Genomic DNA, 26703 nt, shown 5'->3' on the forward strand with positions numbered 1-26703 from the left:
GATCAGGCGCGGCGGCGAAAGCCGACAAAGCCCAGCATGGCAGCCAGCATGGCCAGCGCCCAGGTGCCAAGGGTGGGCACTGGCGTTGCAGCCGGCAAGGCCGTCACCGCAACCGACTGGCTCACCGGCTCGGCCACCGTGAAGAAGTCATTGCCTTCCTGGTTGGCTTCAATGGTGCAGGTACCCGTTGCCAAAACGCGCACGGAGCCTGCAGTCACCGTGCAGACGGCAGGCGTCAAGCTGGTGTAGCTCACCGCCAGGCCCGAGCTGGCCGTTGCGGCCGGTGCCAGCGCAAAGCTGCTGCCGGTCACCACGCTGTGGGCCGATTGGGCCGGGAACGCAATGGTCTGTGCGCTTTGCAGCGTCACGCTCTGGGTCGCCTGCGCCGCTGCATTGAAGGCCACCGCACCCAAAGTACCGCCAGGTTGGTCGGCAGCGATGGTGCACAGGCCACCAGCGAGCGGCGTTACCGTGGTGCCCGATACCGTGCAGATGGAAGGACTCAGGCTGGAGTAGCTCACCGCCAGGGTCGAGCTGGCCGTCGCCGCAGGGTCAATGCTGAACGTCCCTGCGGCCACATTGCGCGGCGAGGTTTGTTCCGGGAAGCGGATGCTCTGGTCCGGTGGTGCATCGATCTGCATGCTTTGGCGCACCGGCGTTGCCGGGTCGACGTTGTAGACCAGGCCACCCACCGTCTGGGTACCCGCTGCCGCATTGGCTTCGATGGTGCACAGACCCGTCACTGCCGGCGTCACCAGGGTCACTGCGCCAGTCGACGCATTCACGGTACACACCGAGGTGGTGATGCTGGTGTAGGTCACCGGCAAATTCGCGCTGCTGGTGGTCGGTGGCGTGGGGTTCCAGGACACGGAGGCGCCATTCAACGCCGAATAGGTACCAGGCTCTGGCTCCAAGAAGTTGATGGCCTGCTTGGTGGGATCCAGCTCAGCCAAACGGGCAATGCCGCGGCGTGCCATGCCAGCCACGCTGGTGAACTTGCCACCCAGATAGACGGTGCCATCGTTGTTAGGCAGCACGCTCCAGACCCAGCTGTTGGCGCTGAAGGAGGTATCAAACTCGGTGTCCAGCGAGCCATCGGCATTGAAACGCGCAATGCGTTGGCGCGCGGCATCGGTCACCACCGCACCGGTTGCAGGGTTGGTCACACCCGCTCTGCTGTAGTCACCGCCCACCACAATCTTTTGCTCGCCACCCACGTTCTGCAGGGCGATCGAGGAGGCCCACCAGCTGACATAGGACTGGAAGCTGCTGTCCACCGTGCCATCGGTGTTCAGGCGCGCAATGCGCCAGTGGATCTCATCGGCATAGCGGTGCGTGCCGCCGGCGTACACAATCTTGCCGTCATCCTGCAGCGCCAGCTGGTAGACGGGCCAGGAACCATCCCATGCGCCGTTGCGACCAGCAATCGACTGGCCGGCATCGAAGCTGGTATCCACCGAGCCATCGGCATTCAAGCGCGCCACGCTCATGCGGTTCACGCCATTGACCTGGGAGAAAGTGCCCGAGATCAGGATCTTGCCATCCGCCTGCAGCTTGACATCTTCAATGCCATTGTTGGGGCCCGTACCCACGTTGAAGCTGCTGTCGAGCGTTCCGTCGGCATTCAGACGGGCGACCCGGTTGGCGACAGAGCCATCGACACGGTTGAAATAGCCACCAATGATGATCTTGCCATCGGGCTGCAGCGCAATGCCGCGCACATTGCCATTGGCCTTGACCGATCCGGCCGGCGCGTTCTGGAAGGCGGGATCCAAGGTCCCATCTGCATTGAGGCGGGCAATGCCCCAGAAGGGGGTGAAGCTGGCAGCACCCTTGGGCTTCACCGATGTGAACTCGCCACCGATCAAGAGCTTGCCATCGGGCTGCACCGCAAGGGCCTTGACGAATGCATTGGTTGCCACCTTGAAGTCGGTATCGAGCGAATCATCGGTATTGAAGCGCGCCACGCCCTGGTAGCCAGCCTGGCCTTCCACGGTGTTGAACAGGCCGCCAATCACCACGCGGCCGCTGCCATCCTTGACCATGACCATGGTCTCCAGATTGCTGCCGCCTGCATTGGCAAAGTTGTCGGGGGCATACACGGCGGCCTGGGCCATGCCCAGCATGCAAGACCAGGCCAGCAGCGCTGCCGGCAAGGCTTTCAGCACCTTGGGCGTCTTTGGGCCTTTGTGCATCTTGCGGCGGTCCACTGCCCCATCCATCCCAGATAAATTTGCCATTTTTCAAAACCTCCAGTTGCGATTCATCGGCGCGTCCCACCGCCCATGCGGGGGGCGTAGAAAAACTCTCAGAGGATTTGTACATACGTAACAAAATTAGTTATTTGGTTTTTTTATAAATTTTTTGGATTTGCTTCATTACCCAAGAAATTTCTAAAAAGCAGGCATGGCTACAACAGCGCAGCACGGTGTTTCCACCCGGTTTTTCTCTGTGGCCCGGGGCCGATGGCGCCGGCCATCAGCCGCATCGACCACCCCGCCCAGCCCCAGTGGCGGCAGCGAATGGCGCAGACAACATCCTAGGTTTCATGCGCGTTTGCGGGCTTTTCCGCCCGCAGCGCCGGCCGGTCCGCTTGCGCTGCCACAGGGTCTTCAAGGCCTGTCTGTTGCCTCTGCAAAACCGGCTACAACGCGGTTCAGATCCCGGTTTCGACCCCACGCAAACGACAAGCAAAATGCTTTGCATGTGTGACAATTCACAACCGTTACAGGCAAACAAGGGCCCGCAAAACCTATGAGCAATGGTGAAATCCAGTCGCCACATGTATTGATCGTGGACGACGATCCCGACCAGCTTCGCCTGCTGGTGGCAGCACTGCGCAACACCGCATTCCGGGTGAGCGTCGCGCTCAATGGAGACCAGGGCTATGCGAGAGCCGCCGTCTTGCTGCCCGACCTGATCTTGCTGGATATGCGCATGCCCGGACGCAATGGCATCACGATTGCGCGCCTGCTCAAAACCAACCCTGCCACCCAGCATATTCCGATCATTTTTCTGTCCGCCTTGGTCGCGCAGGAAGACCGGCTGTCCGGGTTGCGGGCCGGTGGCGTGGACTACATCACCAAGCCGTTTTATGTGGAAGAGATCCAGGAGCGCATTCGCATCCACCTCACACTCGCCCAGCACCAGGCGCGGCCTGCCCAAGACGACAAGCACCCGGCACTGGCTGACCAAGCGGTGCAGCCTTTGAGCCGGTCACCGGCCAATCTCACGCTCAAGCAAGTGGCCACCGAATTCATTCTGAGCCACATCAATGATCCCTCGCTCAAGAGCTCAGACGTGGCACAAAGTCTGGGCCTGTCCATGCGCCGCCTGAACATGGTGTTTGAAGCCTGTGATGGCCTGTCGGCCTTTGAATTCATCCGCCAGGAACGCATGCGGCGGGCCGCACTGATGCTGGCGCAAAGCACCTTGAGCATTGCCGATGTGGCGCTTGAGGTGGGCTATCTGAACTCCGCCAACTTCTCCACCGAGTTCAAAAAATTCTGGCAGAAATCGCCCACCCAGCTGCGCAGCGAATGCCAGGCCGATCCGCAAGTGCTGCAAAACCTGGTGGCATCCAAATTCCAATGAGCGCTGTGCCACCAGGGCCCTGCCCTGTTCTGCCGGCAGCTTGATTTCAGACATCAACCAATGGTCACCCTCGACACCAGTGCGCAGCCCACCGATTCCGGCCGTGGCAAGACGGGCATAGCCCCGCCACCCACTATGAAACGCGGACGGGAGATGCTGCCCCTGGTGCGCAGAGCCACCGCTGCATTGGTGCTTTTCTGGCTGTGCCTGGTTGCCGCTTTGGGCTGGTGGATATCGCAGCGCGTGGCCACCCAGTGGAGCCAGAGCCAGGCATCGAGCGCCGCCTACGAGGCCGAGACCACCGCCCGCGTGGTGGACCGGCTTTTTACCCAGATGGTGAGCGTCGCCAACATGGTGGCCAGCCAGAGCCAGGTGATCCAACTCGCCACCCGCTACCGCGAGGACCAGCCCGGTGCTGAGGCGCTGACCCGCCAGCAGCGAGCCGCACAGTTCACCACGGACCCGCTGGTGCGCAAGGTGGGTGACTTCATGGACGCGCTGGCCAGCGACCTGCGCTATGCCCGCATCTACCAGAACAACCTGTCTGACGACACCGTCACGGCCAGCAACTGGGCGGCTCCGGACAGCATCGTGGGCATGATTTACGCGGGGCGCATTTACCTGAACAACGCCTTGCGCGACGGCAGCGGCCATTCCTTTGGCATTGCACGCATCAACAAGACCCCCTCGTATTTTGTGGCCAGCCGCATTGACGATGCCAACGACGAGGTGCAGGGCTCCGTCACCGTCAAGTTCGATGCGCCCGATATGGCCCACTACCTGACGGGCAGGCATATTGCGCTGATCGTCAACCGCCAGGGACGCGTGACGACCAGCTCGTCCGAGCCCTTCATGCTGCGCAATGTGGCCGCGATGCTGCCAGCCGGCGTGCTGCACCCCTCGGACGACGACGATGGCGAGGCGCTGGGAGATGCGATGGACATCCACCCGGTGGCAGCCAACGGCATTGCCGACCAATGGCTGGTGGATGGCAAGCCCTATGTGATGAAGCGCCAGCCGCTCAACAATACGCATTACCAGCTGCTGACCTTGGCATCGCTGGAGCCCTTGGCCGCCATCCGTGAGCAGCACCTGTGGACGGCGGTTCTGGTGGCCGCCGTCGGCACCGTGCTGATCTTGCTGTCCTGCCATATCCTGGGCCAGATGGTGGTGCGCCGCCAGGATGAGAAATACGCCGCCATGCTGACCTCGGCTTTGAATGCCAACCTGAGCACGGCGCTGAGCGATGCCCAGACCAAGGAGCGGCAGAAGGTCGAGGTGCTGGGCTACATCGGCCATGATCTGCGCGCGCCACTGGCCACGATCAAGGGCTACTCCGAACTCTTGCTGGCCGATGCGCCGCCCAAGCAGCAAGGGCTGGTCAAGACCATCCAGCGCAGCGTCAAATACCAGCTCGACCTGATCGATGAGCTGCTGGAGTACGCCAAGTCCGAGCTGCAGCCGCTGGCCGTGCGCCCCGCCCCCATCGATCTGCAGGCGCTGCTCGATGACATCTCTGACTACGCCGTCTCGCTGTGCGCGCAGCAGAACAACCACTTCCACTGCCACGTCAGTGGCGCCCTGCCCCGCCGCATCGCGATGGATGGCAAGCGCCTGCAACAGGTGCTGCTGAACCTGGTCTCCAATGCGGCCAAGTTCACGCGCGATGGCGTGGTGACCCTGACGGTCAACGCCCGGCAGGAGGGGGAGTTCTGTGTGCTTCACATTTCCGTGAGCGACACCGGCATTGGCATCGACCTGGCCCAAAAGCCCGATATCTTTGACGCCTTCCAGCAGATCCAGGCCGAGGGCGGCAGCACCGGCCTGGGGCTGTTCATCTCGCAACGCATCCTGATGGCCATGGGTGGCAGCCTGGAGGTCAGCAGCACCGCCGGCCAGGGCACGACCTTTTCCTTCGAGCTTGATGTACCGGTCATCGATGGCAGCGGCGCAGCGCCTGCCAGCGGCCCCCCAGCGGCAGGCGGATGGCCGGGACAGCCGGCCCGCCCTGCCGTGGCCACCGTGGCGGCGGTCGCCCCACCCGGCGATGCTGCGCTGGATGAACTCGCCGAGCTGGCCCTGCATGGCCGCCTGACCGACATCGAGGGCTGGATCAACCACCATGCCAACGGCACGGCCCATGCGGCCTTTACCGCAGCGCTGCTGGACCGGCTGGAGCAGTTTGACTTTGCGGGCATCCGCAGCTTGGCGCTGCACAGCAAAGGCAGCGGCAGCGCAGGCACTGCGCCCCAATCAGCGCCATAGCGCCATGGCGCTAAGCCGTCTCAGCGGCGCTTATGGGTGCGCAGTACTCAGCCCCGCTGCAGCCAGTGGCTGCTGACCGTGCGGGCCAGCCAATCGAGCACAAAGCCCAGGCAGCCGATGACCACGATGCCGGCCATCAGCTCGTCGTAGGCCAGGCGGTCGCGCGTGTCCAGCACAAAATAGCCCAGGCCGCTGGAGACGCCCAGCATCTCCGCAGGCACCAGCACAATCCAGCCAATGCCCACCGCCAGCCTAAAGCCGGTCAGGATATGGCTGATGCAACCGGGCAGCACCACCCGGGCAATGGTCTCCCAACGCGTGGCCGAGAGGCTGTGCGCCAGCCGCATCCAGGCCGGGTCCAGCGCGGCCACACCGGCAGCGGTGTTGAGCATGATGGGCCAGACGGTGGCAAAGGCCAGCAGAAAAATCACCGGTGCCTCGCCCACGCCCAGCGCCATCACCGCCAGCGGCATCCAGGACAAGGGCGAGACCATGCGCAAAAACTGGAAGGTCGGCCCGCTGATGCGCGCAAACAGTGGCGACAGCCCCAGGCACAGGCCCAGCGGCACACCGATGGACAGTGCCAGCACCAAGGCAATGGCTATGCGCTGCAAGCTGGTGCTGATGTGCGGCCACAGCTCGCCACTGCCCAGCAGATGCAGCAATGCCTTCAAGCCCGCTTGCGGCGCAAAGGCCGAGCGGATGACATCCACGTCGGAGATATACCGGGCGGCCACGGCCCACAGCCCCAGGGTGATGGCCATGCCCAGCAGCGGCCAGGCCAGGCGTCCCACCCAGGCGCTGCCTTTGCCAGCACCTGGCTTGGCATCAGCCATCATGCGGCGATCACTTCCTTGCGGCTGAAGTCATCCGCATGGCCAAAGGCCTTGAGGCCGCCGACCTGGCTGAGCGCCTGCTTGACGAAGCGGTCATCGACCAGGTCCTTGGCCGCAAAGGCCGGGTCCAGCTCGCGGATAAAGTCCACATTGCCTTCCATCAAGGTGCCCTGCATGGCCTTGACCAGCTCCTGCGTATAGCTGGGGAAGGGATAGGGCTGGAAGTCGATGCGGCGCTGGTTCCACTCGGGGTGCTGCAGCACTCCCTTGGCGCGGTATTGCTCAAAGTCCTTCAGGTCAAACACCTTTTGCAGCACCGGCAGCGGGTGCGGCGTGTACTTGTTGGCGCCGTCCTTGGACATCAGCTCGGCCGTCTCGCCCATGTGGTCGCGCGTCCACAGCTGCGCCTTGACGATGGCGGTGGTCACGCGCTGCGCCCATTCGGGGCGCTCGGCAATGTCACGCTCGGACAGGGTCACCAAGCAGCAGGCGTGGTCCTTCCAGATATCGCCCAGGAAGCGCGCCACCTTGCCCACACCCAGGGTCTCGGCCACCGCATTGAAGGGGTCGGCCACGATAAAGCCCGACACTGACTTGGAGGCCAGTGCCGCCACCATCTCGGCCGGCGGCACGATGACCAGGTTCACCTCTTTGGCGCCCAGCGCCGTGCCCTTGGGCTTGGTGACGGGCGTGAGGCCGTTCTTGCGCAGCACCTGCTGGATGAGGATGTTGTGGATCGAGTACCAGAACGGAATCGCAAACGTGGTGCCGGCCAGATCGGCCACGCTGTTGACGTTTGGAGCGACGGTAATGGCAGAACCGCTCATATGGTTCCAGGCCACCACCTTGGCGCCAAACTTGGAGCCATAGCGCACCGACAAGGTGGTGGGTGACAGCAAGTGCACCACATTCACCTGGCCGGCAATAAAGGCCTCGATGAGCTGCGCCCAGCTGCGGAACAGGCGCGGCTTTTCCGCCTGCAAACCTTCGGCCTCAAACAGCTTGCGGCTGTGCGCCACAAAGAATGGCGTGGCATCAGTGATCGCCAGGTAGCCGATGCGCACGGGCACATCGTCGCCCTTGAATTTTTGTGCGAAGGCATCGCCCGCGCGCAGCAGCGGCGTGGCGGCCGCACCGCTGATCGCCGCAATACGCAGCCAGTCGCGGCGGCTGATGCCGCAGTCGCAGTGGCTGGATGTGCAGATGTGTTGGTAAGCCATGGGTTTTTTCCTCGTCTGTAATGTTTCGCTGTCGGTGACTTCAAACTGGGCTGTCTGGGGGACTGGCCACTGGGCTGCGCAATGCCTGGAGCGCATGCAAAATCTGCAGCCGCATGGCCGCAATGCGCTCGTCGTCCATGCGCCGGGGGTGGGGAATGTCGATGCGCCAGCTCTGCACAATGCGGCCGGTACCCGCCTGCACATCGGGCGTGCTGCCCATCAGCAGTACGCGGTCTGCCACCAGCAAGGCCTCGTCGATGTCATGGGTGACCAAGAGCGCTGCGGTATGCCAGCGGTGCACCACCTCTACCAGCAGGGCCTGCATGTCACTGCGGGTGAGCACATCCAGCGCCGAGAAAGGCTCATCGGCCAGCAGCAGACGCGGCTCGCGCGCCAGCGCACGGGCCAGCGCCGCACGCTGGGCCATGCCGCCCGAGAGCTGAGCGGGGAACAGCTTTTCCTTGCCGCGCAGGCCCACGGCCTCGATGCTGGCCTGCACGCGCTGCGCAATCACCGGTTGCGTGGCCTTGGGCTGGTGCTTGAAGTCCAGGCCAAAGGCCACGTTGTCCTGCACAGTCAGCCAGGGCAGCAGGCTCGCTTGCTGGAACACCACGGCCGCGCGCGGGTGCGGCGCCCGCAAAGGCGCGTCCAGAAACTGCAGGGTTCCCGCATCGGGCGGCTGCAGCCCCGCCAAGGTGCGCAGCAGGGTCGATTTGCCGCAGCCGCTGCCGCCCAGCAGGGCCACAATCTCCTGGCTGTCGATATCGATGTCGATACCGGCAAACACCGGTTGGCTGGCGCGGTAGCCATAGCGCAGACCCCGCCCCTGCAAGGCCTGGGTTGATGGGGGCGTTGCCGTCATGCCGTCACCTGCGCGGTATGTTGTGCCAGCTCGCCTTCGAGCTGCGTCAGGCTGGGCGTGACGATGGGGATAAACGCCGATTCGCGCCAGCGGCGGCCAAAATCGGGCTGCTGGTCTTGCAGATAGGCGCGGCCGCCGGTCGCCTGCAGCTCCAGCTGCAAGGCCTCTTGCACCAGCGCGGCCAGGCGCATGCGCAGCGCAAACAAGGGCGTCACATCGGCCACCCAGCGCTGGTCCTGCACGCCTTCCAAAACGCCCGCTTCGATCTGGCCCAGCGTCTGCTGGGCCTCGGTCACGCGGCTGTGCAAGAGGCCACGCGCTCCGCCACCCTGGGCAGCAGCCTGCAACGCGGCCCGCGCCAGGCCGATGGACAACGCACATTGCATGCCCAAAAAGCCCGGCCGTGCCGCCTTCAGGTACGGCGGGCCGGCCTGCGCCAGCAGGGCCTGGGCGGGCACCGTCACCTGGTTCAGCTGCAGCGCGGCCGTGTTGCTGGCCCGCATGCCCAGCAGGTCCAGATCGGGAGAACGCAGCAGGCCCGGCAGGCCGCTCTCCAGCGCCACCACCATCGGCAGGCCACCGCCTTCGGGCTGCACGGCAGCAGCGACTACAAAGCCCTGCGTGCGCACGTTCGACACCCAAGGCAGGACGCCATCCAGGCACCAGCCCTGCGCCACCGGCTTGGCCTGCACCTGCAAGGCCTCGATGCGCGAGAGAAACTTGATGACATTGGACAGGCCCACCGCGCCCGCGATCTCGCCGCGCAGCAAAGGCCCCCACCAGCGCTCGCGCGCGGCATCGTTGCCGCTGGCCTGCAGGTAGTGGATAAAGGCGCGCTGGCTCCAGAACACAAAGGCCGTCGTCAGCGACAGGCTGGCCACCTCGGCGATCGCCGCAATGGCATCGCGCACATCGCCGCCATGGCCGCCTTGCGCAGCTGGCAGGCCGGTGCGCAGCAGGTCATGGTGGGCCAGCATCGGCAGCACAGTGCTGGCCAATTCGGCCTGGGTGTCCAGCGCATAGGCACGCTGCGCGATATCGGTTCTTGCGCTGTCGGTCAGCAAGGGGCGGGAAGTGCTCATCGTGTTTGGGGGCCAGCACGGTCGTCTCAGACACACCGGCTGCCCCAGCCAGCCCGCAGCAGAAAGCGGTTGGAGAGCACCCGTCGCATGGTCAGTCGCCGGACCGGCAAAAAGTCATGGTGGGAGCGCGGGCAGGCCCCGCGCGAGGATGCAGCAGTCTAACGCAACTGCCTTATAAGCCTATTTGACCAATCGCAGGCCCATCACACTCAACGCTCCGTCAAGGCCTGGGCGCGCAACCATTGCTCGCGCATCTGCGCCTCCAGCGCCAGCAGGCTCTCGGGCGCACCGCCACCGCCCACGGCCTGGATGTCTTGCAGCTGCTTTTTGACCTCGGGCCGGGCCAGCAGCTGGGCCACGGCCTGCTGCAGTTCGCGGTTGGCAGCGGCGTCGGCGTTGGCCGCTGCCCAGAGGATGAAGTGGTCGTAGACCGCCAAACCCGCCAGGGACGCATGGGAGCCCAGCGTGGGCCAGGTGACCCCATCCAGGCTTTGCGGATGGGCCGGGTCGGCCGTGGTGCCCAGCACCCGCAGCTGGCCGCGCCGCACCGCCGTGGCCACGCCATTGACAGGGGCCAACACCAGCTCCACCGCATGCGCCTTCGTCACCACATCGGAGTCGGGGTACCTGCCGGGGAAGACCACGCGCGCCATGTCAACACCGCTGCGCGCCACCAGCTCGGCAAACGCCAGCTGCCCGATCCAGCCATCGTCCCCCGTTCCCACCCGCAGGCGGCCCGGATTCGCTCTTGCATAGGCCAGCATCGCGTCGGTGCTGTCAATGCCCAGCGACTCGGCTTGTGTGCTGTCGATGGCCAACACCAAGGGCTGCGACGCGACCAAGGTCACCGGCAGCAGCGATCGCAACGCCACATCAATCGGCGGCCCTTGGTGCAAGCCTGGAATGCCGCCGCGCGGAAGGGTCATGGCGGTGAACAGGACCTGGCGGTCGCCGCCTTGCGCGGCCACCCGGTCGTAGTCGGCCACGCTGGCATCGGGCAGATGCTTGATCTCCACGTTGCGGCCCAGCAGCGGTGGCAAGTGCGCCGCCAGCATCTGGGCATAAAGGCCATTGCGGCCGCCGGCTGGGGACGGCACCGTAATCTGCAGCGGGTACTGCGGCAGCGGCGCCAGCCACTGCCCGGCATCGTTCATCAGGCCAACGCGCAGGGCCCACTCGCCAGAGGTCGATGCGTTGCGCACCAGCGCCTCAGCCACCCAGTACCGGCCCATGCGCCAGTACTGCCGGATCATCGGCCACTCGTCTTGCCAGCCGGGCGGGCGCCAGTCCTCGGCAAACAGCGCCGACACCACCGCGTAGCCATGGCGAAACCGGCGCGCCTCATGGAACTGCGGCGCAATCACCCATTGGCCGCGCGCATTCTGGTAGCCCCATCGCCCGCTCGCCGCATCCACGGCGGGCCGCAGTGCAGCCCCGCCCTGGCTGCGCTGCAGGCGCTGCCAGCGGCACACCCGGGGCGTCCGGGCGTCGCGCAGCAAACGCAGCCCGGCGTTGCTGCACAGCTGGATGCGGCGCTGCGCCGTCGCGTCGGGCAAATCGCCAAAGATGAATGGAATCACCATGCGCCCTTGCGGATCGATCAGGCCCGAGCCGGTCGAGCCCGGTGTGACGATCTGCTTTTTGTAGTCCATCCACTGCGCGGTGGTGATATCGCTGGGCGGTACGGGCGCCAGCCAGCGGCCCCGGGCATCGCGCAGGCCCGGCTGTGCAAACACCAGATCCAGCCTGAGGTCCGAGGCCAAGGGCTTGGCATCGCCCGGCATCAGATAGGCCACAGCATCGGCGGAATACACCGCGTTCGTGGTGCGGCCATCGCAGGTCAGCGGCGGCACCGCCCAGTCGCCTTGCGCATCCACACGCCCGTAAGCGGTGGTGGCTTCCAGCTTGCCGTTGGGTTTGTACTGCACCAGCCACACCTTGGTGGCAGGCTGCAAGCTGTTGTTGACGCTGGAGTTACTGATGGATTCCACCCGTACCACCTGCCAGCGGCCACCACACAAGCTGCGCGCTGCAGGGGACAGGAACAGCGTGCGCCCCTCCAAGGCATCGAACAAGGCCGGCGACAAGCCGGCGTTCTGGCCGGGGTTCAGGCTGAGCCAGCGCACGCGGTCCATCAACCGGGGATCGAAGCGGGTCTCGAACATGAAGATATCGGCCCACCGCGCCTCAGGCGCAGACACGGGTTGCAACTGCCAGTGCTGCTGCACCGGCATGGCCTGCTCGGGGTGGGCGTACAGATCCTGGTAGGCAGGCGGTGCAGCCTGGGCGCTGGCCAGGGTGAGGCTGAGCGCCAGCAGCCACCGCCAAGCGCGCAGGATTTGCAAGGGTTTCATACCCAGCCCCAGGCCAGCAGCCTGGGCGCGGAAAGCTGCTGCGGTATGCCGACGCTAGAGGAATGCAGAAGAAAGAGCATGCAAGCCAAGGACTAAAGGGGATACAGCGCCAAAGTATCCCCTTTTTTTGCGCCAACCCGCCAGCGGCCTGGCCCAGAAAAAACCCTGGGTGGCGCTGCGCCCTCCGCTCAGGGCTTTTCAGGCTGCTGGGCCGATCTAGCCCTGCGCAGCTTCCAGCGCAGGCTCGCCCAGGCTCAGCATCAGCCGGTTGGCCCAGTTGAAGAAGGCGGCGCCTTGCAAGGCGTCTGCAATCGCATAGTCATCCAGCCCGGCCTGGCGCAGGCCATCGATATGCGAAGCATCCAGCGCCAGCGGCGTCTCGGTCAAAGCGACGGAGGCGGCGACAATCGCGTTCCAGCGCTCACCCAGATCGGCCTGTACGCCGTCATCCAGCAGCTTTTGCACATCCGCCTCGCGACGCGAGAAATGCGAGGCAAAGCGGGCATGCACCGAGGCGCAGTAAATGCAGCCATTAAGGCGTGATGTGGCCGCAGCGGCCAGCTCCCGTTCGGCCCGGGGCAGGCCACCATCGGGGTTGTAGAAGATGTCCTTGTCGGTACGGGTGCGCGCGCCCAAGGTGTCGGGGTCGCGGACCAGCAGCCGAAAGTACGGTGATTTGGCACGTGAGGCATCGACCAGGCCTTCGACATGGCGTGGGCTCAGCTCGGCCTCCGGCAGGGGCTCGATCCAGGGCAGCCAGTCCAGTTGGGCCTGGGTGAAGACCTGGGGTGCTGTGCTGTTCGGGTAGTGCAGGGTTTGCTTGCTCATGCTGCGCTTTCCTCGGGCGTTGGTTGTGGGGTGGATAGGGCCGGGACGGGATGGGCTTGCAACAGGCGCAGGCCCGCCACCACGCGGATCTGAAAGGCCAGAAAGGACACCAGCTGCGACAGCACCACGATGTCCGTCTCGCTCCAGCCGGCGTCCAGCAAGGCCTGCAGATGTGCGGGCTGGGCATCGCGGGGGTGGAACACCAGCAGATGCGCATGGGCCAGGCCGGCGGACAGGCGCTCGCCCAGCACGGCGCGGGCCTCTGCGCCCACTGCATAGACGGGGCCTGCTTGGTCCTCAGCACTCAGCGGGCCTTGCGGGTACTGGCCATAGGGTCCGGTGGCAGTGCCTTGCGCCACTTCGCCATCGATGGCTTTACCCAGCGCCAGGCTGGCCTGGGCAGCCAGCGCATCGCGGTAAAAGCGCTGCACTTGCGGCTGCTGGTGCAGGCCGGCCACAAAGGCGGCGACGGCCAGGCGCTCGTTCAGCGGCCAATGGCTGCTGACCGGCGCGCGGGGCGCAAACAGTGCCAGGTAGCTTTGCTGGGCCTGCTCGCGCGCCTGCAGGCGGTGGCGGCGCACGGCGTCTAGATGGCTGCCCGGCTGTATGCCGGCCAGCTGGTCAATCACATCATCGGTAACCGATGGGTTCCATTCAGAAGTCATAAGTCATCGCTCCAAAAAAGTCAGGCCAGTGCCGGCACCGGCACGGGGAAAGAGGCAGTTGCTTGCGGCGCCAGCGCATCCTCGCGCTGCCAGCCCAGCGCCGGGGCCACGTACTGCGCCGTCAGCGCAATCGAGCGCAGGATGTCGGCATGCGGCGGGTCGATGGCATGCACCTGAAAAGAGATATCCGTCGCCCGGGCCAGGGCGCTATCGGCGCGCAGCGATGCAATTACCTCATCGGGTGTGCCCACATGCACGTCGTAAGCGGCCAGCAGTTGTGCCAGCGGCGCATCGGGCCCAAATCGAGCCGCTTGTCCGGAGGCTGCAGCAGCTGCTCTGGCCAGGCTGCGGCGCAAGCCCACATCGGCCAGCTGCAAGGCGCGCTGGCGGTCTTCGGCCACAAACAGGGTGCGCGATCCCAGAATGCGCGGCGCAGTGCCCGCGGGCAAGGCAGCCAGGTAGGTATCAATCAAGGGGTTCTGAATCTCGGCCAGGCTGGCACCGGTCACCTCGGCACTGCGTGGCTGGGTGCGCGACAGCATCAGCCCATCGCCAGCCAGGCCAGCGCGCTCGGCGCCAGCGGCCGAGAACGTGGCTTGCCAGATGCGAGACAACAGTTGCGGCCCGGCGGGGTAGAGCCGATCACCCCCCGGCAGCGGCAACCCTGCCCAGGCATTGCGCAGCACGGCCAGGTGCTGCGCATAAATGCGGGCGCGGTCGTCGCTGCGCAGTCCAAAGGCGCTAAAGGATTCCGGCGTGCCGCCGGTGCCCACGCCAAACTCCAGCCGGCCGCCCGAGAGCAGATCGAGCACCACCGCATCCTCGGCCACGCGGATCGGGTTTTCCATCGGCAAGGTGACGATGCCGGTGCCCAGGCGAATGCGCTGGGTGCGCGCGGCCACATGGCTCAAAAACACCAGCGGCGCGGGCAGGCCGCCTTCGGCTTCATGAAAGTGGTGCTGCGCCACCCAGGCGGTGTCAAAGCCATGGGCCTCGGCATGCTGGATCTGCGCGGTCACCAGGCGGTAGCGTTCAGCGGCGCTGGTCGGGTCCAGCAGGCGGCTGAAAAAGCCCAGGCGTTTTCTAGGCGGCGAGTGCGGGGATAGGCTCTGGTTCATGCTGGTGCTTTTTTCCGGGAATGGCGGCGATCAATTCGCGCGTATAGGCGCTGCCGGGGCGCGAGAAGACCTCGTCCACCGGCCCGGCATCGACCTGGCGGCCGCCTTGAAAGACCGAGACGGTGTCGGCAATCTGGCGTACTACGGCCAGGTCGTGCGAGATAAAAAGATAGGTCAGCTGCAGCTCGCGCTGGAGCTGGTCGAGCAAGGCCAGAATCTGCGCCTGCACGGTCACATCGAGGGCGGATACCGCCTCGTCCAGCACCAGCACGCGGGGCTGCAAAATCAGCGCCCGGGCAATGGCCACCCGCTGGCGCTGGCCGCCCGACAGCGCACGCGGCCGGCGCGCCAGCACCGAGGGCGGCAAGCCCACCCTGGCCAGCATGTCGTGTACCCGGCGCTCGCGCTCGGCAGGCGCCAGCCGCTCAAAGTTCAAGAGCGGCTCTTCAATGATGGCGTAGATGCTCTGGCGCGGATCGAGCGAGCTGAACGGGTTTTGGTAGACCAGCTGCACGGTTTTGCGGAACTGGCGCAGCCCTTCGCCGCGCAAGCGGGTCACATCCACCCCTTCGACCGTGATGCTGCCCGATGTGGGCTTGCCAAAGCCGACCACGTCGCGGATGGTGGTGGTCTTGCCTGAGCCGGACTCGCCCACAATCGCATGCGTGCTGCCCCGGGGTACTTCAAACGAGATGCCATCGACCGCACGATAGGGCTGCGGGCTGCCGGCCACGGCAAAGTCATGCACCAGATCACGCACCACAATGGCCGGCTCTGCCGCCAACGCCCGGGGCGCACGTGCGGGGGCCTTGCCCAGCGAGGGCGCATCGGCCAGCAATTGGCGCGTGTAGCCGCTTTGCGGGTTGCGCAGCACCTCGGCCGTGGGCCCCTGCTCCTGGATGCGGCCGGCCTGCAGCACCACCAGGCGGTTGGCGCGGTCGGCGGCCACGCCCAGGTCGTGTGTGACCAGCAGCACGGCAGTGCCAAACTCGCGGCGCAGGTCATCGATCAAATCAAGAATGCGGCGCTGCACCGTCACATCGAGCGCGCTGGTGGGCTCGTCGGCAATGATCAGCGCCGGCTGCAGCGCAATCGCAATGGCGATCAGCACGCGCTGCTTCATGCCGCCCGAGAGCTCATGCGGAAACTGGCGTGCGCGCAGCTCGGGCTGCGACAGCCCCACCTTATGCAGCAGCTCCAGCACCCGCTGGGCAATCTGCTTTTTGTCGCGCCAGCCATGCAGGCGCAGTATCTCGCCCACCTGGTCGCCCACGGTACGCACCGGGTTGAGTGAGGTGGTGGGGTCTTGCGGAATCAGGCTGACCACCTTGCCGCGCAGCACTTGCAGCTGGCGCTGCGACCAGCCGGCCACGTCCTGGCCATTGATGCGGATGCTGCCCGCCTGCACCCGGCCGTTGTCGGCCAGCAGGCCGATGATGGATTGCGCGGTCGTCGTCTTGCCCGAGCCGGACTCGCCGACCAGGGCCAGCACCTCACCGGCGGCGATGGAGAACGAGACCTCGTGCACCGTGCGCTGCTCGGCCACCCCATCGTGGTAGGCAATGGACAGCTGCTCGACGGCTAAAACTGGGACGCTGGCTGGTGTCATGCGCGCCCCCGGGCCAGCGCAGCGCTGATGTGGTTGGCGGCCAGCACCACGGCTGCTACCAGCAGGCCAGGGGCCGCCGTCAGCCACCAGGCGGTGGAGAGGTAGTTGCGCCCTTCGGCAATCAGCAGGCCCCATTCGGGTGTGGGCGGCGGCGCGCCATAGCCCAGAAAGCCAAGGGTAGAAATCGCCAGAATCGCCGAGCCAAACTGCAGCGCCGCCAGCGCGATCACCGAGGTCAGCGAATTGGGCAGCACATGGCGCCACAACACAGCCGCAAAGCGCCCGCCACTGCCCAGCGCCGCCTCAACATAGTCAGCGCGGCGCACCCGCACCACCTCCGAGCGCAGCAGCCGCGCAAAGCTGGCGACCGACACAATCCCCACGGCCAGCGCGGCATTCACGGTGCCAAAGCCCAGGATGATGATCACCGACAGCGACAGCAGCAACGAAGGCACGGACAGCAGCACATCGACGATGCGCATCACCACATCCTCGACCCAGCCGCCGGCAGCGCCAGCAACCAGGCCCAAGAAGCTGCCCAGCACCAGGCCCACGCTGACGGCCACAAAGGCGCCGCTGAGCGAGTGCACGGCGCCATACACCAGGCGGGTGTAGCTGTCGCGGCCCAGCGCATCGGTGCCCAGCCAGTGCGCGGCGCTGGGCGCCTGCAGCTGCTGGCCGGCCGTGCCCAGCACCGGGTTGTAGCTGGTAAATAGGCCCGGTGCGATGGCCCACAAGGCCACAAGCGCCAGCACGCTCCAGGCCAGCAACAGGCCCAGTGGTGCGGCGCGCAGGCGTTGCGCTGCGGCGGCCAGACGCTCTTGTAAGGCGCTTGGTGAACGGGCGGGCGCGGCGCTGACCGGGGTGGTCCCCCGGGCTGCAGCGCTGCGCTCTTGCGGGGCCGGCCCCAGCAGCGCTGGCTCGGCGGTCAGCGCGCCCAGGCTGGCGGCGGAAGAAGTGCTTGCAGACATGGTCAAACTCCCAAACGGTTGCGCAAACGCGGATCGAACAGCGGGTAGAGCAAATCCACCGCCAGATTGATAAGTACAAAAGCCGTTGCCGAGATCACCACAACGGCCTGCAGCACGGCGCTGTCCTGGTTGCCCACGGCCTGCTGCGTGAGACTGCCCAGGCCGTTGAGCCCAAAGACGGCCTCGGTCACCACGGCGCCGCCCAGCAGCTCGCCAAACAGCACGCCGGCCATCGTCAGCATGGGCAGCGCAGCATTGCCTGCCACATGGCGCAGCAGCACCCACAGGCGCGGGGCACCCTTGGCCCGTGCCACGGCCACAAAAGGCTGGGTCAGCACCTCGTCCACATTGCGCAGCAGAATCTGCGCCAGCGGTGCGGCAATGGGGATGGCCAGGGTCAGGGTTGGCAGCAGCAGGCCTTGCCACTTGCCCGGGTTGATCACGGGAATCCAACCCAGGCGGAATGACATCAGTTGGATCAGCACAATGCCCAGCCAGAACACGGGCACCGAGACAAACACCGAGGGCAGCGCATACAGCGCGTGGCGCAGCCAGCGCCAGGGCGCCAGCTGGGCCAGCAGCGCCAGCGCTATGGCCAGCACCACGGCCAGCGCAAAGCCCAGGCCCGCCAGGCGCAAGGTGGGCGGCAGGCTGGTGGCCAGCCCCTGGCTCACCGGCACGCCGGCCTGCAGCGAGTAGCCAAAATCGCCGCTGACAAAGCCGCTGAGGCTGTGCCAGTACTGCTGCCACACGGGCTGGTCCGCGCCGTAGGCGGCACGGATATCGGCCACTTCTTGCGGGCCCAGGCCCAGCTCGGGGCTCAAGAACTTGATCAGCAGCGCATCGCCGGGCAAGAGCTGCAGCAATACAAACGACGCGGTAAACGCCGCCCACAGCACCAGCAGCGCCTGGCCGCTGCGCCGGGCCAAATAGGGGTAGAAGGACATCGATGCTCTCCTTGCTGATCAAAACGCGGGCGCCTTAGCGCTTGGCCAGCCAGGTGCTGTAAAAGCTGGGGCGCCCCACCGCCTCAAAGCCCACTTCACGCACCCAGGGGGCGGCGGCAAAGGCCTGCGGCTCTTCAAAAATAGGGATCACATAGGCCTGGTCGATCAGGTAGTGCTGCACCTCGGCGGTGAGCGCCAGGCGCTGCTGGGCATCGGTCTGCGCCGCAATGGCTTCCAACAGTTTATTGAGCTGTGGATCGACAAAGCCCTTGACCTTCTGGCTCACGCCGCCTTGCTGCTGCAGCACGTTGCGGTTGCTGGGGTAGTAGTTGCTCTTGATCACATCGGGATCAGCCCGGCCCACCATGCCCGGGGCGACGGGTGTTTTTTCCGGGTCGAGGTTGTCGACGATGCGCACGCCGGCATCGCCGCTCAGCACCTGCAGCTTGACCCCCACCTTGCCCCACTGCTGGGCCACCAGTTGCAGGGTCTCCTTGTTCTGGGGCTGGGGCAGCGAATCGTAGGCGGCCAGCACCAGCGCGCGGCCATCCTTTTGGCGGATGCCGTCCGGCCCGGGGGTCCAGCCTGCGCTGTCCAGCAGCTGCTGCGCCTTTTGCGGGTCGTAGGCCAGCTTGCTGGCCAGGTTGACATAGCCCAGCGCGCTGGATGCGATCACCGAGGTGGCCTGCGGGTAGTTGTGTGAGAACAGGGTCTGCACGACTTCCTGGGTATTGGTGGCATGCAGCAGCGCCTGGCGCACCTTCAGATCAGCAACCAGAGCGTTGTCGGGGCGGAAGGCAATGCTGTTGTTCACGCCCCGGGTAGAGGGCGCGTAGATGACAAACTTCTGCTCTTCCACGCGCTTTTCGTCATAGGCCTGCACCTGGCGGATCACGCCGGCCTGGCCCGACAGCAGCGCGCCAATGCGCACGCTGTCCTCAGGCGTCACGATAAAACGCACTTCATCCAAGCGCGCGCGGCCCTGGTGTGCCAGCTGGGCGGGGCCCCAGGCGTAGTCCTTGCGGGCCGACAGCACCAGCTCCTTGCCCAGGGTTTCGCTGGCCACCACAAAGGGGCCTGAGCCGATGATCTTGGTGGCATCACCCAGCTCGTCAAACGGGCGCTCCAGGGTCTGCAGTGCCACCAGGCCCGAGCCGATCACCGAGGTGCCTTGCAAGAAGCCCGGCGAGGGTTTGCTGAAGAAGAACTTGACCGACAGCGGGCCCAGCACTTCGCTGCGCTCGTAGTTGTTGATGACTTCGGACACCGGCAGCTTGAGCGCCTTGTTGCCGCGCCCATAGGTGTCAAAGTTCTTGGCCACGGCAGCGGCATCGAGCGGCGTGCCATCGGAGAAAGTCACACCCGGGCGCAGCTCAAAAGTGAACTCGGTCGCGCTGTCGTTGATGGTCCAGCTCTTGGCGATCCAGGGTTGGATCTCCAAGGTCTTGGGGTCCTGGTAGGTGAGCTTGTCGGTGATCTGGTTGAGCACCCCGCCATTGGGGTAGAAGCCGCCCGCTGGCGGGTAGAGGTTGGTATGGGCCTGCTGCTCCAGGTACACCAGCGCCCCGCCGTTGGCAGGCCCGGTGTCCGTTTTGGCCTCGGCCACGCTCTCGTTTTTGGAGCAGGCCGACAGCAGCCCGCCCAGCGCCAGCAATGCCGCACTCCATACCGCCAATTTTTTGAATTTATTTGCTTTCAACACCACGTACCACCCTCGCTAGCCATCGGGCAAAAATGCCTGCGCCGGTGAGCCAACTGCGGCCACCGACCAGCAGTACCCGTGCATGGATTACCGCCGTCTGGGTTTGTCATGCTAGGCATTTGGCGCGCGGCGAGAAGGTATTTTTCGGAGCATCGATATGCGCAAACCGAGGAAGCGTGCGGCCGCCAGGCCTGCTACCGCATAGAGGGTTTGCGCATAAGCACATGCGCAGGGGCCGCATATGCACATGCGATCTGCGCAGTTCACGCCAGAGGCTGGCGCACCAACAATGGTCTTCGGCATGCATCACCTCCCGCCGATGCAGCACATTTCCAAGAGACTCCATGAGTGCAAGCCCCGCTACCTTGAATGATTACCTGGCTGAAAAGCGCAGTGCCGTGTTGGCACGCGATGCCCATATCGATGCCGGCACGGCACAGGCCACCGCCCTGCTCGCCAACGTGAGCGCAGAAGGGCGCAGTGGCGTGCGCCGCATCCGCATCCGCGAGCACCAGGTCATCAGCGACAGCCCACCCAGCTTTGCCGGCTACAACCTGGGCCCCAGCTCGCCCGAGCTGCAGCTGGGCGTGCTGGGCAGCTGCGTCACGCATATCTTCTTGATCCAGGCGGCCGCCCAGCAGGTGCCACTGACCAGCCTCGATGTCGAGGTGAGCGGCGTGATTGACCCGCGCGCCGGCAAGCCCGGCCACGAGGCCACGCCCGTTTGGCCCCACGACATTGCCTACACCGTGCATATCGACTCGCCCGCGCCGCGCGCCGACATCGATGCACTGTTTGCCGCCGTGGAGCGGACCTGCCCGATCCTGAACCTGCTGCGCCAGCCGCAGACCATCCGCGCAAATGTGGCGCACAGCGACTCTTTGGCGCAGACACACAAACAAGCGGCCTGACGCCTTTCCCTCACCTTTTTCGGATCTATCCCATGGCACTGACACTTGACCACATCGTGATCGCGGTCCACGACCTCGAACAAACCATTGACGACTATGCAGCACTCGGCTTTACCGTTGTGCGCGGCGGCGAGCACCCCGGCCGCCCCACCCACAATGCGCTGGTGGTGTTTGAAGACGGGGCCTATTTCGAGCTGATCGCCTGGCGCAGCCCCGCGCCGCAGGACCGCTGGTGGCAGCTGCTGGACCAGCATGGCGAAGGCATCATCGACTTTGCCCTGCTGCCCCCCAGCACTGCCGAGGTGATTGCCGCTGCCAAGACGCGCGGCCTGAGCCTGCAAGGCCCCCTGGACGGCGGCCGCCTGCGCCCCGATGGCGAGCGCCTGCAATGGCAAACCGGCCGCCCGAACACGCATGACCTGCCCTTTCTCTGCGGCGATATCACCCCGCGCAAGCTGCGCGTGCCTGAGGGCGAACTGCGCCAGCATGCCAATGGCGCAACCGGTGTGGAGCGCCTGAGCATTGCCGTAAGCGATCTGCTGCAAAGCCTGGAGCGCTACCGCGCCTTGCTGGGGGATGGCGCGCACATCCACGCCAATGACGACGGCACAACCGCCACCATCGCGCTGGGCACCAGCGTGCTGGAGCTGACGCAGACGGCGCCGCAGCTGCAAAGCAAAGGCGAAGGGCCGTTGGCGATTGCGCTCAAGGGCGGCTCTGGCGCATGGGACCAGGCCTCCGCCAAGCTGGCGCATGGTGCGCCCATTGCGTTTGCGCAATCGGAGCTGGCCGCTGCAGTGACGGCTTGAATCCCAGGCCATCGCTCTGGGCCCTAGGGACCCTCCCTAGGTGGTGGGCACGCCGTGCGAGAATCCCCCGACTTAGCGTTCCGAGAGATGGCATGTCTGCCCCACCCGCCCCCCTGATGCCTCGCAGCCATCCGGCCCAGGCTTTTTGGCGCGATCCGGCCCTGCCCTTTGTGGACAGCCGCCGCGCCAGCCAGAGCCGGGCCTGCTACAAGCCGCACCACCACCCGAGCTTTTCCATCGGCGCCGTCGATGGCGGCCACAGTGTGTTTACCGGGGCCACGACAGGCCCCGTCCGGCTGTCACCAGGGACCTTGGTGTTTGTGCCCGCCGAGCGTGTGCATGCCTGCAACCCTGCGCCTGATACCGCCTGGAGCTACCAGATGCTGCATCTGGACGCGGGCTGGCTGCGTGCGCTGCGCCAAGAGTACGCCAACGCGGATGCGTTGGATGTAGAGCCCGTGCAGATTGTCAACGACCCAGCCAGCTACACCCGCTTTTGCCAGCTCAATGCCCAGCTGTTTTCGCAGGCAGCGCCTGGCGACAAAGAGGCCTGGCTGATCGCGTTCATCGGTGACCTCGATAGCCCGCAAGGCCTGCGCATCGGCGCGCCAGATATCCCAACGCGGCTGGCCCAACAGATCCGCCCGGCATTGGACTGCCTGCGCGCCAGCCCCTGCACCAGCATCGCGCTCCATACGCTGGCGCAACTGGCGGGCATGAGCCGCTACCAGACCATCCGCGCCTTCCGCAGCGTGACGGGGATGACGCCCCATGCCTGGCAGTTGAACCAGCGCATCAACCTGGCCAAGCAGCAGCTCCGTGGGAAGGACGGCATTGCCGCGGTGGCCCAGCAACTGGGCTTTGCCGACCAGGCGCATTTTCAGCGCGTGTTCAAGGCGCATACAGGGGTTACGCCGGGGTGCTTTCGCACAGCAGGCTGAGCGGCCGCTGCTGCAATTTCGTTCAATACACACGCGTTGGCAGCCGCCACCATGCGAGGCATCCCCCCGCTTGGTCACCTGCAATGCAACCGTTTTTGCTCATCGCCGCCGCCCATTTTTTGGCGCTGCTCTCCCCCGGTCCCGATTTCTTTCTTATCGCCCGCACCTCGCTGGCCAGCGGATGGCGTGCAGCCAGCGCCGTCTGCCTGGGCATCGCGTTGGCCAACGGGGTGTTTATCGTCACCGCATTTGCGGGCGTCGCCGTGCTCCAGCCGGACAGCATGCTGTTCATCGCCCTCCAACTGGCGGGAAGCGGCTATCTGCTGTACCTGGGTGTGCTGTTCATCCGCCATGCGGGCAAGAGCGCGCTGAGCGTATCGGCCAGCAAGGGCAGCCCCGCTGCCGGCCCGGCCCTTGGCACCTGGCTCAGGGCCGCTGGTATGGGTTTTCTCTCGGGCATTCTCAACCCGAAGAATGCGCTGTTTTATGCCAGCCTGGCCGCCATGCTGACCGGCCCCCATGCCAGCCCCGGCTGGAAGGCGCTGTATGGCAGCTGGATGTTCGGCACCGTGCTGCTCTGGGATCTGCTGATCGCCGCGCTGATCGGCAACCCCGCCGTGATCCGGCACTTTGCACGGGCACTGCCCTGGCTGGAGCGCATCTCTGGCATGGTGCTGATCGCCCTTGCGCTGGGCGTTATCACGGTGCTCTGGCTGCGCTGAGTGCTCAGCGCACGGGGGGCCTGGGGAGCTAAGACAGCGCCGAATGCCTCTGGGTCGCTGGCGGCACCCGCGTTCTCTTGATGTGCGCAATGGCGCATAGCGCCTCAGGTGACAAACCCAAACCCGCGTCCGTCAAACAGACCATGAGCGGCTAGCTGCAAAAACCTGGCGGGGCGCTACCGGGACTGGCGCCTCTGCTATCCGAGCCATCGCCAGGTGCCGCTCGGTCTGCGGGCAGGTCAGACATCGATTTCTTCTTCACGCGCTTGGTGCTGCTTTTGCCGGCCACCTCCACGAGCCGCCGGAAGGTCGCACAGTCCATGTGCGAAGGCTCCGGGCAGTTGGCAACGTGGCGGAGCGTGTCGCGCAGCGCTGTCAGCCTCAGGATTTGGCGATCGATGTCATCGGCCTTCTGATGAAGAACGGTGCGCGGCAGATCAGGCGCACCATTTCCGCCCAACATCCCCGCGATCTCTTCAAGCGAGAAGCCTGCTGACTTGCCCATGGAAATCAGCTTGAGCCGCAACAGCACCTCATGCGAAAACTGCCTGCGCAGTCCATGCCGAGACACCGAGGCAATCAGGCCCAGCTCCTCGTAGTAGCGCAGGGCCGAGGGCGTGGTGCCACTCTTTTCCGATACTTCCCCGATATCGATTAATTTCATGCTTGACCTCAAGTCGACTTGAGGTTGCATGATCCTCTTTAGCTGAACTTGACACAAGAGGAACAGAAGATGGAACAGGCGGCAGAATCACTCGCACCAGAGAGGACGCGAACCCGCGTGACGATGGTGCTGGCGTTGGCGATGCTGCTGGCTTCGCTGGGCACAAGCATCGCGAACATCGCCTTGCCAGCGCTGGCCGATGCCTTCTCGGCACCATTCACGCAAGTGCAGGCGGTCGTCGTCGCCTACCTCATGGCTCTGACGGTCTCGGTCGTGTTCGCCGGCCGGCTAGGAGACCGCCGCGGACTGAAACCCATGCTGGTGACCGGCCTTGCGATATTCGCAGTTGCCTCGCTGCTCTGCGCGGTCGCGCCCAACCTGTGGCTGTTGGTCGGCGCACGGGCGCTTCAAGGCACGGGCGCGGCACTGCTGATGACGCTCACCATGGCCTTGATGCGCCAGACGGCGAGCGAGGTGGGTGTAGGAAGGGCCATGGGCTTGCTGGGCACGGCATCCGCGCTAGGAACGGCGCTCGGCCCCTCACTTGGCGGGCTGTTGATACCGATGGCGGGATGGCGCGGCATCTTCTGGGTACAGGTGCCGTTGGCAGCTCTCGCGCTGCTGCTCGCCGTTGTGGTGCTGCCGGCAGATCCTGGACGCGAAAAGACGCCGCCCGCCAAGCTGTGGTCGGTCATGAACCGCAGCCTGGTGCCCAAGCTTGTGGTCAACCTGCTGGTCGCCACCGTCATGATGGCGACACTGGTCGTCAGTCCCTTCTATCTCGGTATCGGACTCGGATTGACAGCGACCCAAATCGGCTTCGTGATGGCGGTCGGCCCCGTGATCTCCATCTTCAGCGGTGTTCCGTCCGGACGACTTGTCGACGCCTTGGGTAGCGACCGTGTGCTCAGCATCGGACTCGCCCTTCTGGCGGCGGGTGCCTTCCTGTTGGCGTTTTTGCCGAACATGATGGGCGTCGCAGGCTATGTGCTTTCGATGATCGTGCTGACGCCGGGCTACCAACTCTTCCAGGCCGCCAACAACACGGCCGCTTTGGCCGCCGTGCCCAAAGAACAGCGTGGCACGGTGTCCGGTTTGCTCAGCCTGTCACGCAACATCGGGCTGATCGCCGGGGCCTCGGCCATGAGCGCCGTGTTCGCCTTCGGCGTCGGGACGGAAGGTTTCGAAAACGCGACCGTCTTAGCCATCGCCGCCGGAATGCAACTGACCTTCTTGTTGGCCGCTGGAATGATGATGGCCGCCATCGTCACCGTATCTGGCGGCCGGCGGTCGCTCGCAGGGAACGGGGACTGACCATGAAGCACGTTGCAGGCGCATGGCAACATCAACACAAGCATCGCCGTCTGCAGGGGTTCACTCGGCCACCTGACCCCAAGTGGTTTCGTCAGAAAGCGCGCAGATCAACAACGGGAAAGCCGCCCAACTGCAGATCTAAAGTGACCGGATAGGGGGGAGAGCCCAGGCGACCGCAGCATTGCGCAGACACTTGGTCTCTCCCAGTGACATGGCCGCTACCCCACAATCGCCATCTGCATCGCGTTCATTCGGCCTCCCACCACTTTTAACTGCGCGAATGCCGCATCGAGCTCCTTCATGTCACCTGCCGTAAGTTGCAGCCTAGCTGCGGCCAGGTTCTCGACGAGGTGGTCAGGATTGCGGGTACCCGGAATGGGGACGATGAATGGCTTGCGGGCGAGCAACCAGGCCAGAGCGACCTGTGCCGGGCTCGCATTCCTCTTGGCACCAAATGCCTGCAGCAAGGCGATGATGGGCCGATTGGCCGTCAACGCGCCAGGTTGAAAGCGGTCAAATTCGAAGCGCAAGTCGGTACTGGCATCAAATGTCGTCTGGGACGTCAAGGTCCCCGTCAAATAGCCCATGCCCAAGGGACCCCAGGGAACAAAGCCAATACCCAACTCCTCGCAGGCCGCGAGCACTCCATTTGTCTCAACGCTGCGTTCCATAAAGGAATACTCGGACTGCACGGCGCTCACGGCTTGCACGGCGTGCGCCCGGCGAATCGTCGTGGCACTGGCTTCCGACAGTCCAAAGTGCAGCACCTTGCCTTGCCGAATGAGGTCTTTCACCGTTCCTGCCACATCTTCAATGGGCACGTTCGGGTCGACGCGGTGCTGGTAGAGCAACTCGATGCGATCGGTTTGTAGGCGCTTGAGCGATTCGTCCACCACTTTGCGGATGCGCTCAGGACGGCTGTTGAGTCCGCCCGCAGGGTTCTCCAGCTCGAAGCCGAATTTGCTTGCAATCGCCACTTGGTTGCGCATCGGTGCCAGCGCTTGGCCCACCAGTTCTTCGTTCCTATAGGGGCCGTATACCTCTGCTGTGTCAAAGAAGGTCACGCCTTTTTCGAAGGCCGTACGAAGGGTGGCTATGCCTTGGCTGATGGGCGCGCTGGGGCCATAGTTGGCGCTGATGCTCATACAACCAGCGCCGAGCGCTGAAACTTCCAGCAAGCCAAGTTTGCGTTTTTTCAGGGTGGTATTGCCTTTTTGTGGCGCCGCTGCTTGCGCGCAGGTGCTGGTCGCAAACGGCATCGTCGCCAGGGCGATGCCCGTGAGAGAAGC

Annotated in this window: 22 protein-coding genes and 1 pseudogene; 8 read left to right on the forward strand and 15 right to left on the reverse strand. The window is 65.0% G+C overall.

Annotated features, from left to right (window positions below; genetic code table 11):
- Positions 1 to 2 precede the first annotated feature (2 nt).
- Positions 3 to 2240, reverse strand: a complete 2238-nt coding sequence (locus M2375_RS01105) for an IPTL-CTERM sorting domain-containing protein (RefSeq protein WP_259163412.1) — start codon at positions 2238 to 2240, stop codon at positions 3 to 5.
- Between the two features lie 514 nt (positions 2241 to 2754).
- Between M2375_RS01105 and M2375_RS01110 the strand changes: the two genes are divergently transcribed.
- From M2375_RS01110 to M2375_RS22510, 3 genes and pseudogenes are all read left to right on the forward strand, one after another.
- Complete coding sequence (locus M2375_RS01110) at positions 2755 to 3594, forward strand: response regulator (protein WP_259163413.1); 840 nt, start codon at positions 2755 to 2757, stop codon at positions 3592 to 3594.
- 135 nt (positions 3595 to 3729) lie between these two features.
- A pseudogene (locus M2375_RS22505) lies at positions 3730 to 4794 on the forward strand (GGDEF domain-containing protein); the annotation flags it as partial.
- On the forward strand, positions 4795 to 5859 hold the full coding sequence (locus M2375_RS22510; RefSeq protein WP_404979269.1) for a sensor histidine kinase: 1065 nt from the start codon (positions 4795 to 4797) through the stop codon (positions 5857 to 5859).
- Positions 5860 to 5906: 47 nt separating this feature from the next.
- Here the strand turns inward: M2375_RS22510 and M2375_RS01120 are convergent, their stop codons facing one another.
- The 12 genes from M2375_RS01120 to M2375_RS01175 all read right to left on the reverse strand — a co-directional run bounded on the left by M2375_RS01120 (position 5907) and on the right by M2375_RS01175 (position 20053).
- Positions 5907 to 6695: an ABC transporter permease gene (locus M2375_RS01120; RefSeq protein WP_259163948.1), complete on the reverse strand. Its 789-nt coding sequence runs from the start codon at positions 6693 to 6695 to the stop codon at positions 5907 to 5909.
- Positions 6695 to 7915 carry an ABC transporter substrate-binding protein gene (locus M2375_RS01125; RefSeq protein ID WP_259163415.1) on the reverse strand — a complete coding sequence of 407 codons (1221 nt, stop codon included), beginning with the start codon at positions 7913 to 7915 and terminating at the stop codon, positions 6695 to 6697. The genes M2375_RS01120 and M2375_RS01125 overlap by 1 nt, the downstream gene beginning before the upstream one ends.
- 40 nt (positions 7916 to 7955) lie before the next feature.
- Positions 7956 to 8777, reverse strand: a complete 822-nt coding sequence (locus M2375_RS01130; protein WP_259163416.1) for an ABC transporter ATP-binding protein — start codon at positions 8775 to 8777, stop codon at positions 7956 to 7958.
- The gene (locus M2375_RS01135) at positions 8774 to 9859 is read right to left on the reverse strand and encodes an acyl-CoA dehydrogenase family protein (RefSeq protein ID WP_259163418.1); all 1086 of its coding nucleotides are present in this window, start codon (positions 9857 to 9859) and stop codon (positions 8774 to 8776) included. The genes M2375_RS01130 and M2375_RS01135 overlap by 4 nt, the downstream gene beginning before the upstream one ends.
- 209 nt (positions 9860 to 10068) lie before the next feature.
- Positions 10069 to 12213 (reverse strand): tripartite tricarboxylate transporter substrate-binding protein, encoded by a 2145-nt coding sequence (locus tag M2375_RS01140; RefSeq protein WP_259163419.1) that lies wholly within the window; start codon positions 12211 to 12213, stop codon positions 10069 to 10071.
- 216 nt (positions 12214 to 12429) lie between these two features.
- Positions 12430 to 13041: an alkylhydroperoxidase domain protein gene (locus tag M2375_RS01145; protein WP_404979255.1), complete on the reverse strand. Its 612-nt coding sequence runs from the start codon at positions 13039 to 13041 to the stop codon at positions 12430 to 12432.
- Entirely contained in the window at positions 13038 to 13706 is a 669-nt protein-coding gene (locus M2375_RS01150) for a CMD domain protein (RefSeq protein WP_259163420.1), read from the reverse strand. Before M2375_RS01150 ends, M2375_RS01145 begins: the two co-directional genes overlap by 4 nt.
- Positions 13707 to 13726: 20 nt before the next feature.
- On the reverse strand, positions 13727 to 14824 hold the full coding sequence (locus M2375_RS01155; protein ID WP_259163421.1) for a putative FMN-dependent luciferase-like monooxygenase: 1098 nt from the start codon (positions 14822 to 14824) through the stop codon (positions 13727 to 13729).
- Entirely contained in the window at positions 14790 to 16433 is a 1644-nt protein-coding gene (locus tag M2375_RS01160; RefSeq protein ID WP_259163422.1) for an ABC transporter ATP-binding protein, read from the reverse strand. The genes M2375_RS01155 and M2375_RS01160 overlap by 35 nt, the downstream gene beginning before the upstream one ends.
- A complete protein-coding gene (locus tag M2375_RS01165) occupies positions 16430 to 17404 on the reverse strand; it encodes an ABC transporter permease (RefSeq protein ID WP_259163423.1) in 975 nt (324 codons plus the stop codon). The genes M2375_RS01160 and M2375_RS01165 overlap by 4 nt, the downstream gene beginning before the upstream one ends.
- A gap of 2 nt (positions 17405 to 17406) precedes the next feature.
- Complete coding sequence (locus M2375_RS01170) at positions 17407 to 18351, reverse strand: ABC transporter permease (RefSeq protein WP_259163424.1); 945 nt, start codon at positions 18349 to 18351, stop codon at positions 17407 to 17409.
- A 34-nt stretch (positions 18352 to 18385) separates the two neighbouring features.
- Positions 18386 to 20053, reverse strand: a complete 1668-nt coding sequence (locus tag M2375_RS01175; RefSeq protein ID WP_259163425.1) for a TIGR04028 family ABC transporter substrate-binding protein — start codon at positions 20051 to 20053, stop codon at positions 18386 to 18388.
- Positions 20054 to 20397: 344 nt separating this feature from the next.
- Between M2375_RS01175 and M2375_RS01180 the strand changes: the two genes are divergently transcribed.
- The 4 genes from M2375_RS01180 to M2375_RS01195 all read left to right on the forward strand — a co-directional run bounded on the left by M2375_RS01180 (position 20398) and on the right by M2375_RS01195 (position 23436).
- Positions 20398 to 20964: an OsmC family protein gene (locus tag M2375_RS01180; protein WP_259163427.1), complete on the forward strand. Its 567-nt coding sequence runs from the start codon at positions 20398 to 20400 to the stop codon at positions 20962 to 20964.
- A gap of 32 nt (positions 20965 to 20996) precedes the next feature.
- A complete protein-coding gene (locus tag M2375_RS01185; RefSeq protein WP_259163428.1) occupies positions 20997 to 21773 on the forward strand; it encodes a VOC family protein in 777 nt (258 codons plus the stop codon).
- A gap of 92 nt (positions 21774 to 21865) precedes the next feature.
- Positions 21866 to 22714 (forward strand): AraC family transcriptional regulator, encoded by an 849-nt coding sequence (locus M2375_RS01190; RefSeq protein ID WP_259163429.1) that lies wholly within the window; start codon positions 21866 to 21868, stop codon positions 22712 to 22714.
- Positions 22715 to 22797: 83 nt separating this feature from the next.
- Positions 22798 to 23436, forward strand: coding sequence for a LysE family translocator (locus M2375_RS01195; RefSeq protein WP_259163430.1), 639 nt, complete (start codon positions 22798 to 22800; stop codon positions 23434 to 23436).
- Positions 23437 to 23587: 151 nt separating this feature from the next.
- Here the strand turns inward: M2375_RS01195 and M2375_RS01200 are convergent, their stop codons facing one another.
- Positions 23588 to 24100, reverse strand: coding sequence for a helix-turn-helix domain-containing protein (locus M2375_RS01200; RefSeq protein ID WP_404979256.1), 513 nt, complete (start codon positions 24098 to 24100; stop codon positions 23588 to 23590).
- A 69-nt stretch (positions 24101 to 24169) separates the two neighbouring features.
- On the opposite strand from M2375_RS01200, the gene M2375_RS01205 reads away from it, so the two are divergent.
- Positions 24170 to 25414, forward strand: coding sequence for an MFS transporter (locus tag M2375_RS01205; RefSeq protein ID WP_259163431.1), 1245 nt, complete (start codon positions 24170 to 24172; stop codon positions 25412 to 25414).
- A gap of 218 nt (positions 25415 to 25632) precedes the next feature.
- Here the strand turns inward: M2375_RS01205 and M2375_RS01210 are convergent, their stop codons facing one another.
- Positions 25633 to 26613, reverse strand: a complete 981-nt coding sequence (locus M2375_RS01210) for an aldo/keto reductase (RefSeq protein ID WP_259163950.1) — start codon at positions 26611 to 26613, stop codon at positions 25633 to 25635.
- Between the last annotated feature and the right edge of the window lie 90 nt (positions 26614 to 26703).

This window comes from Comamonas sp. BIGb0152 (assembly GCF_024809975.1).
GTDB lineage: Bacteria > Pseudomonadota > Gammaproteobacteria > Burkholderiales > Burkholderiaceae_C > Comamonas.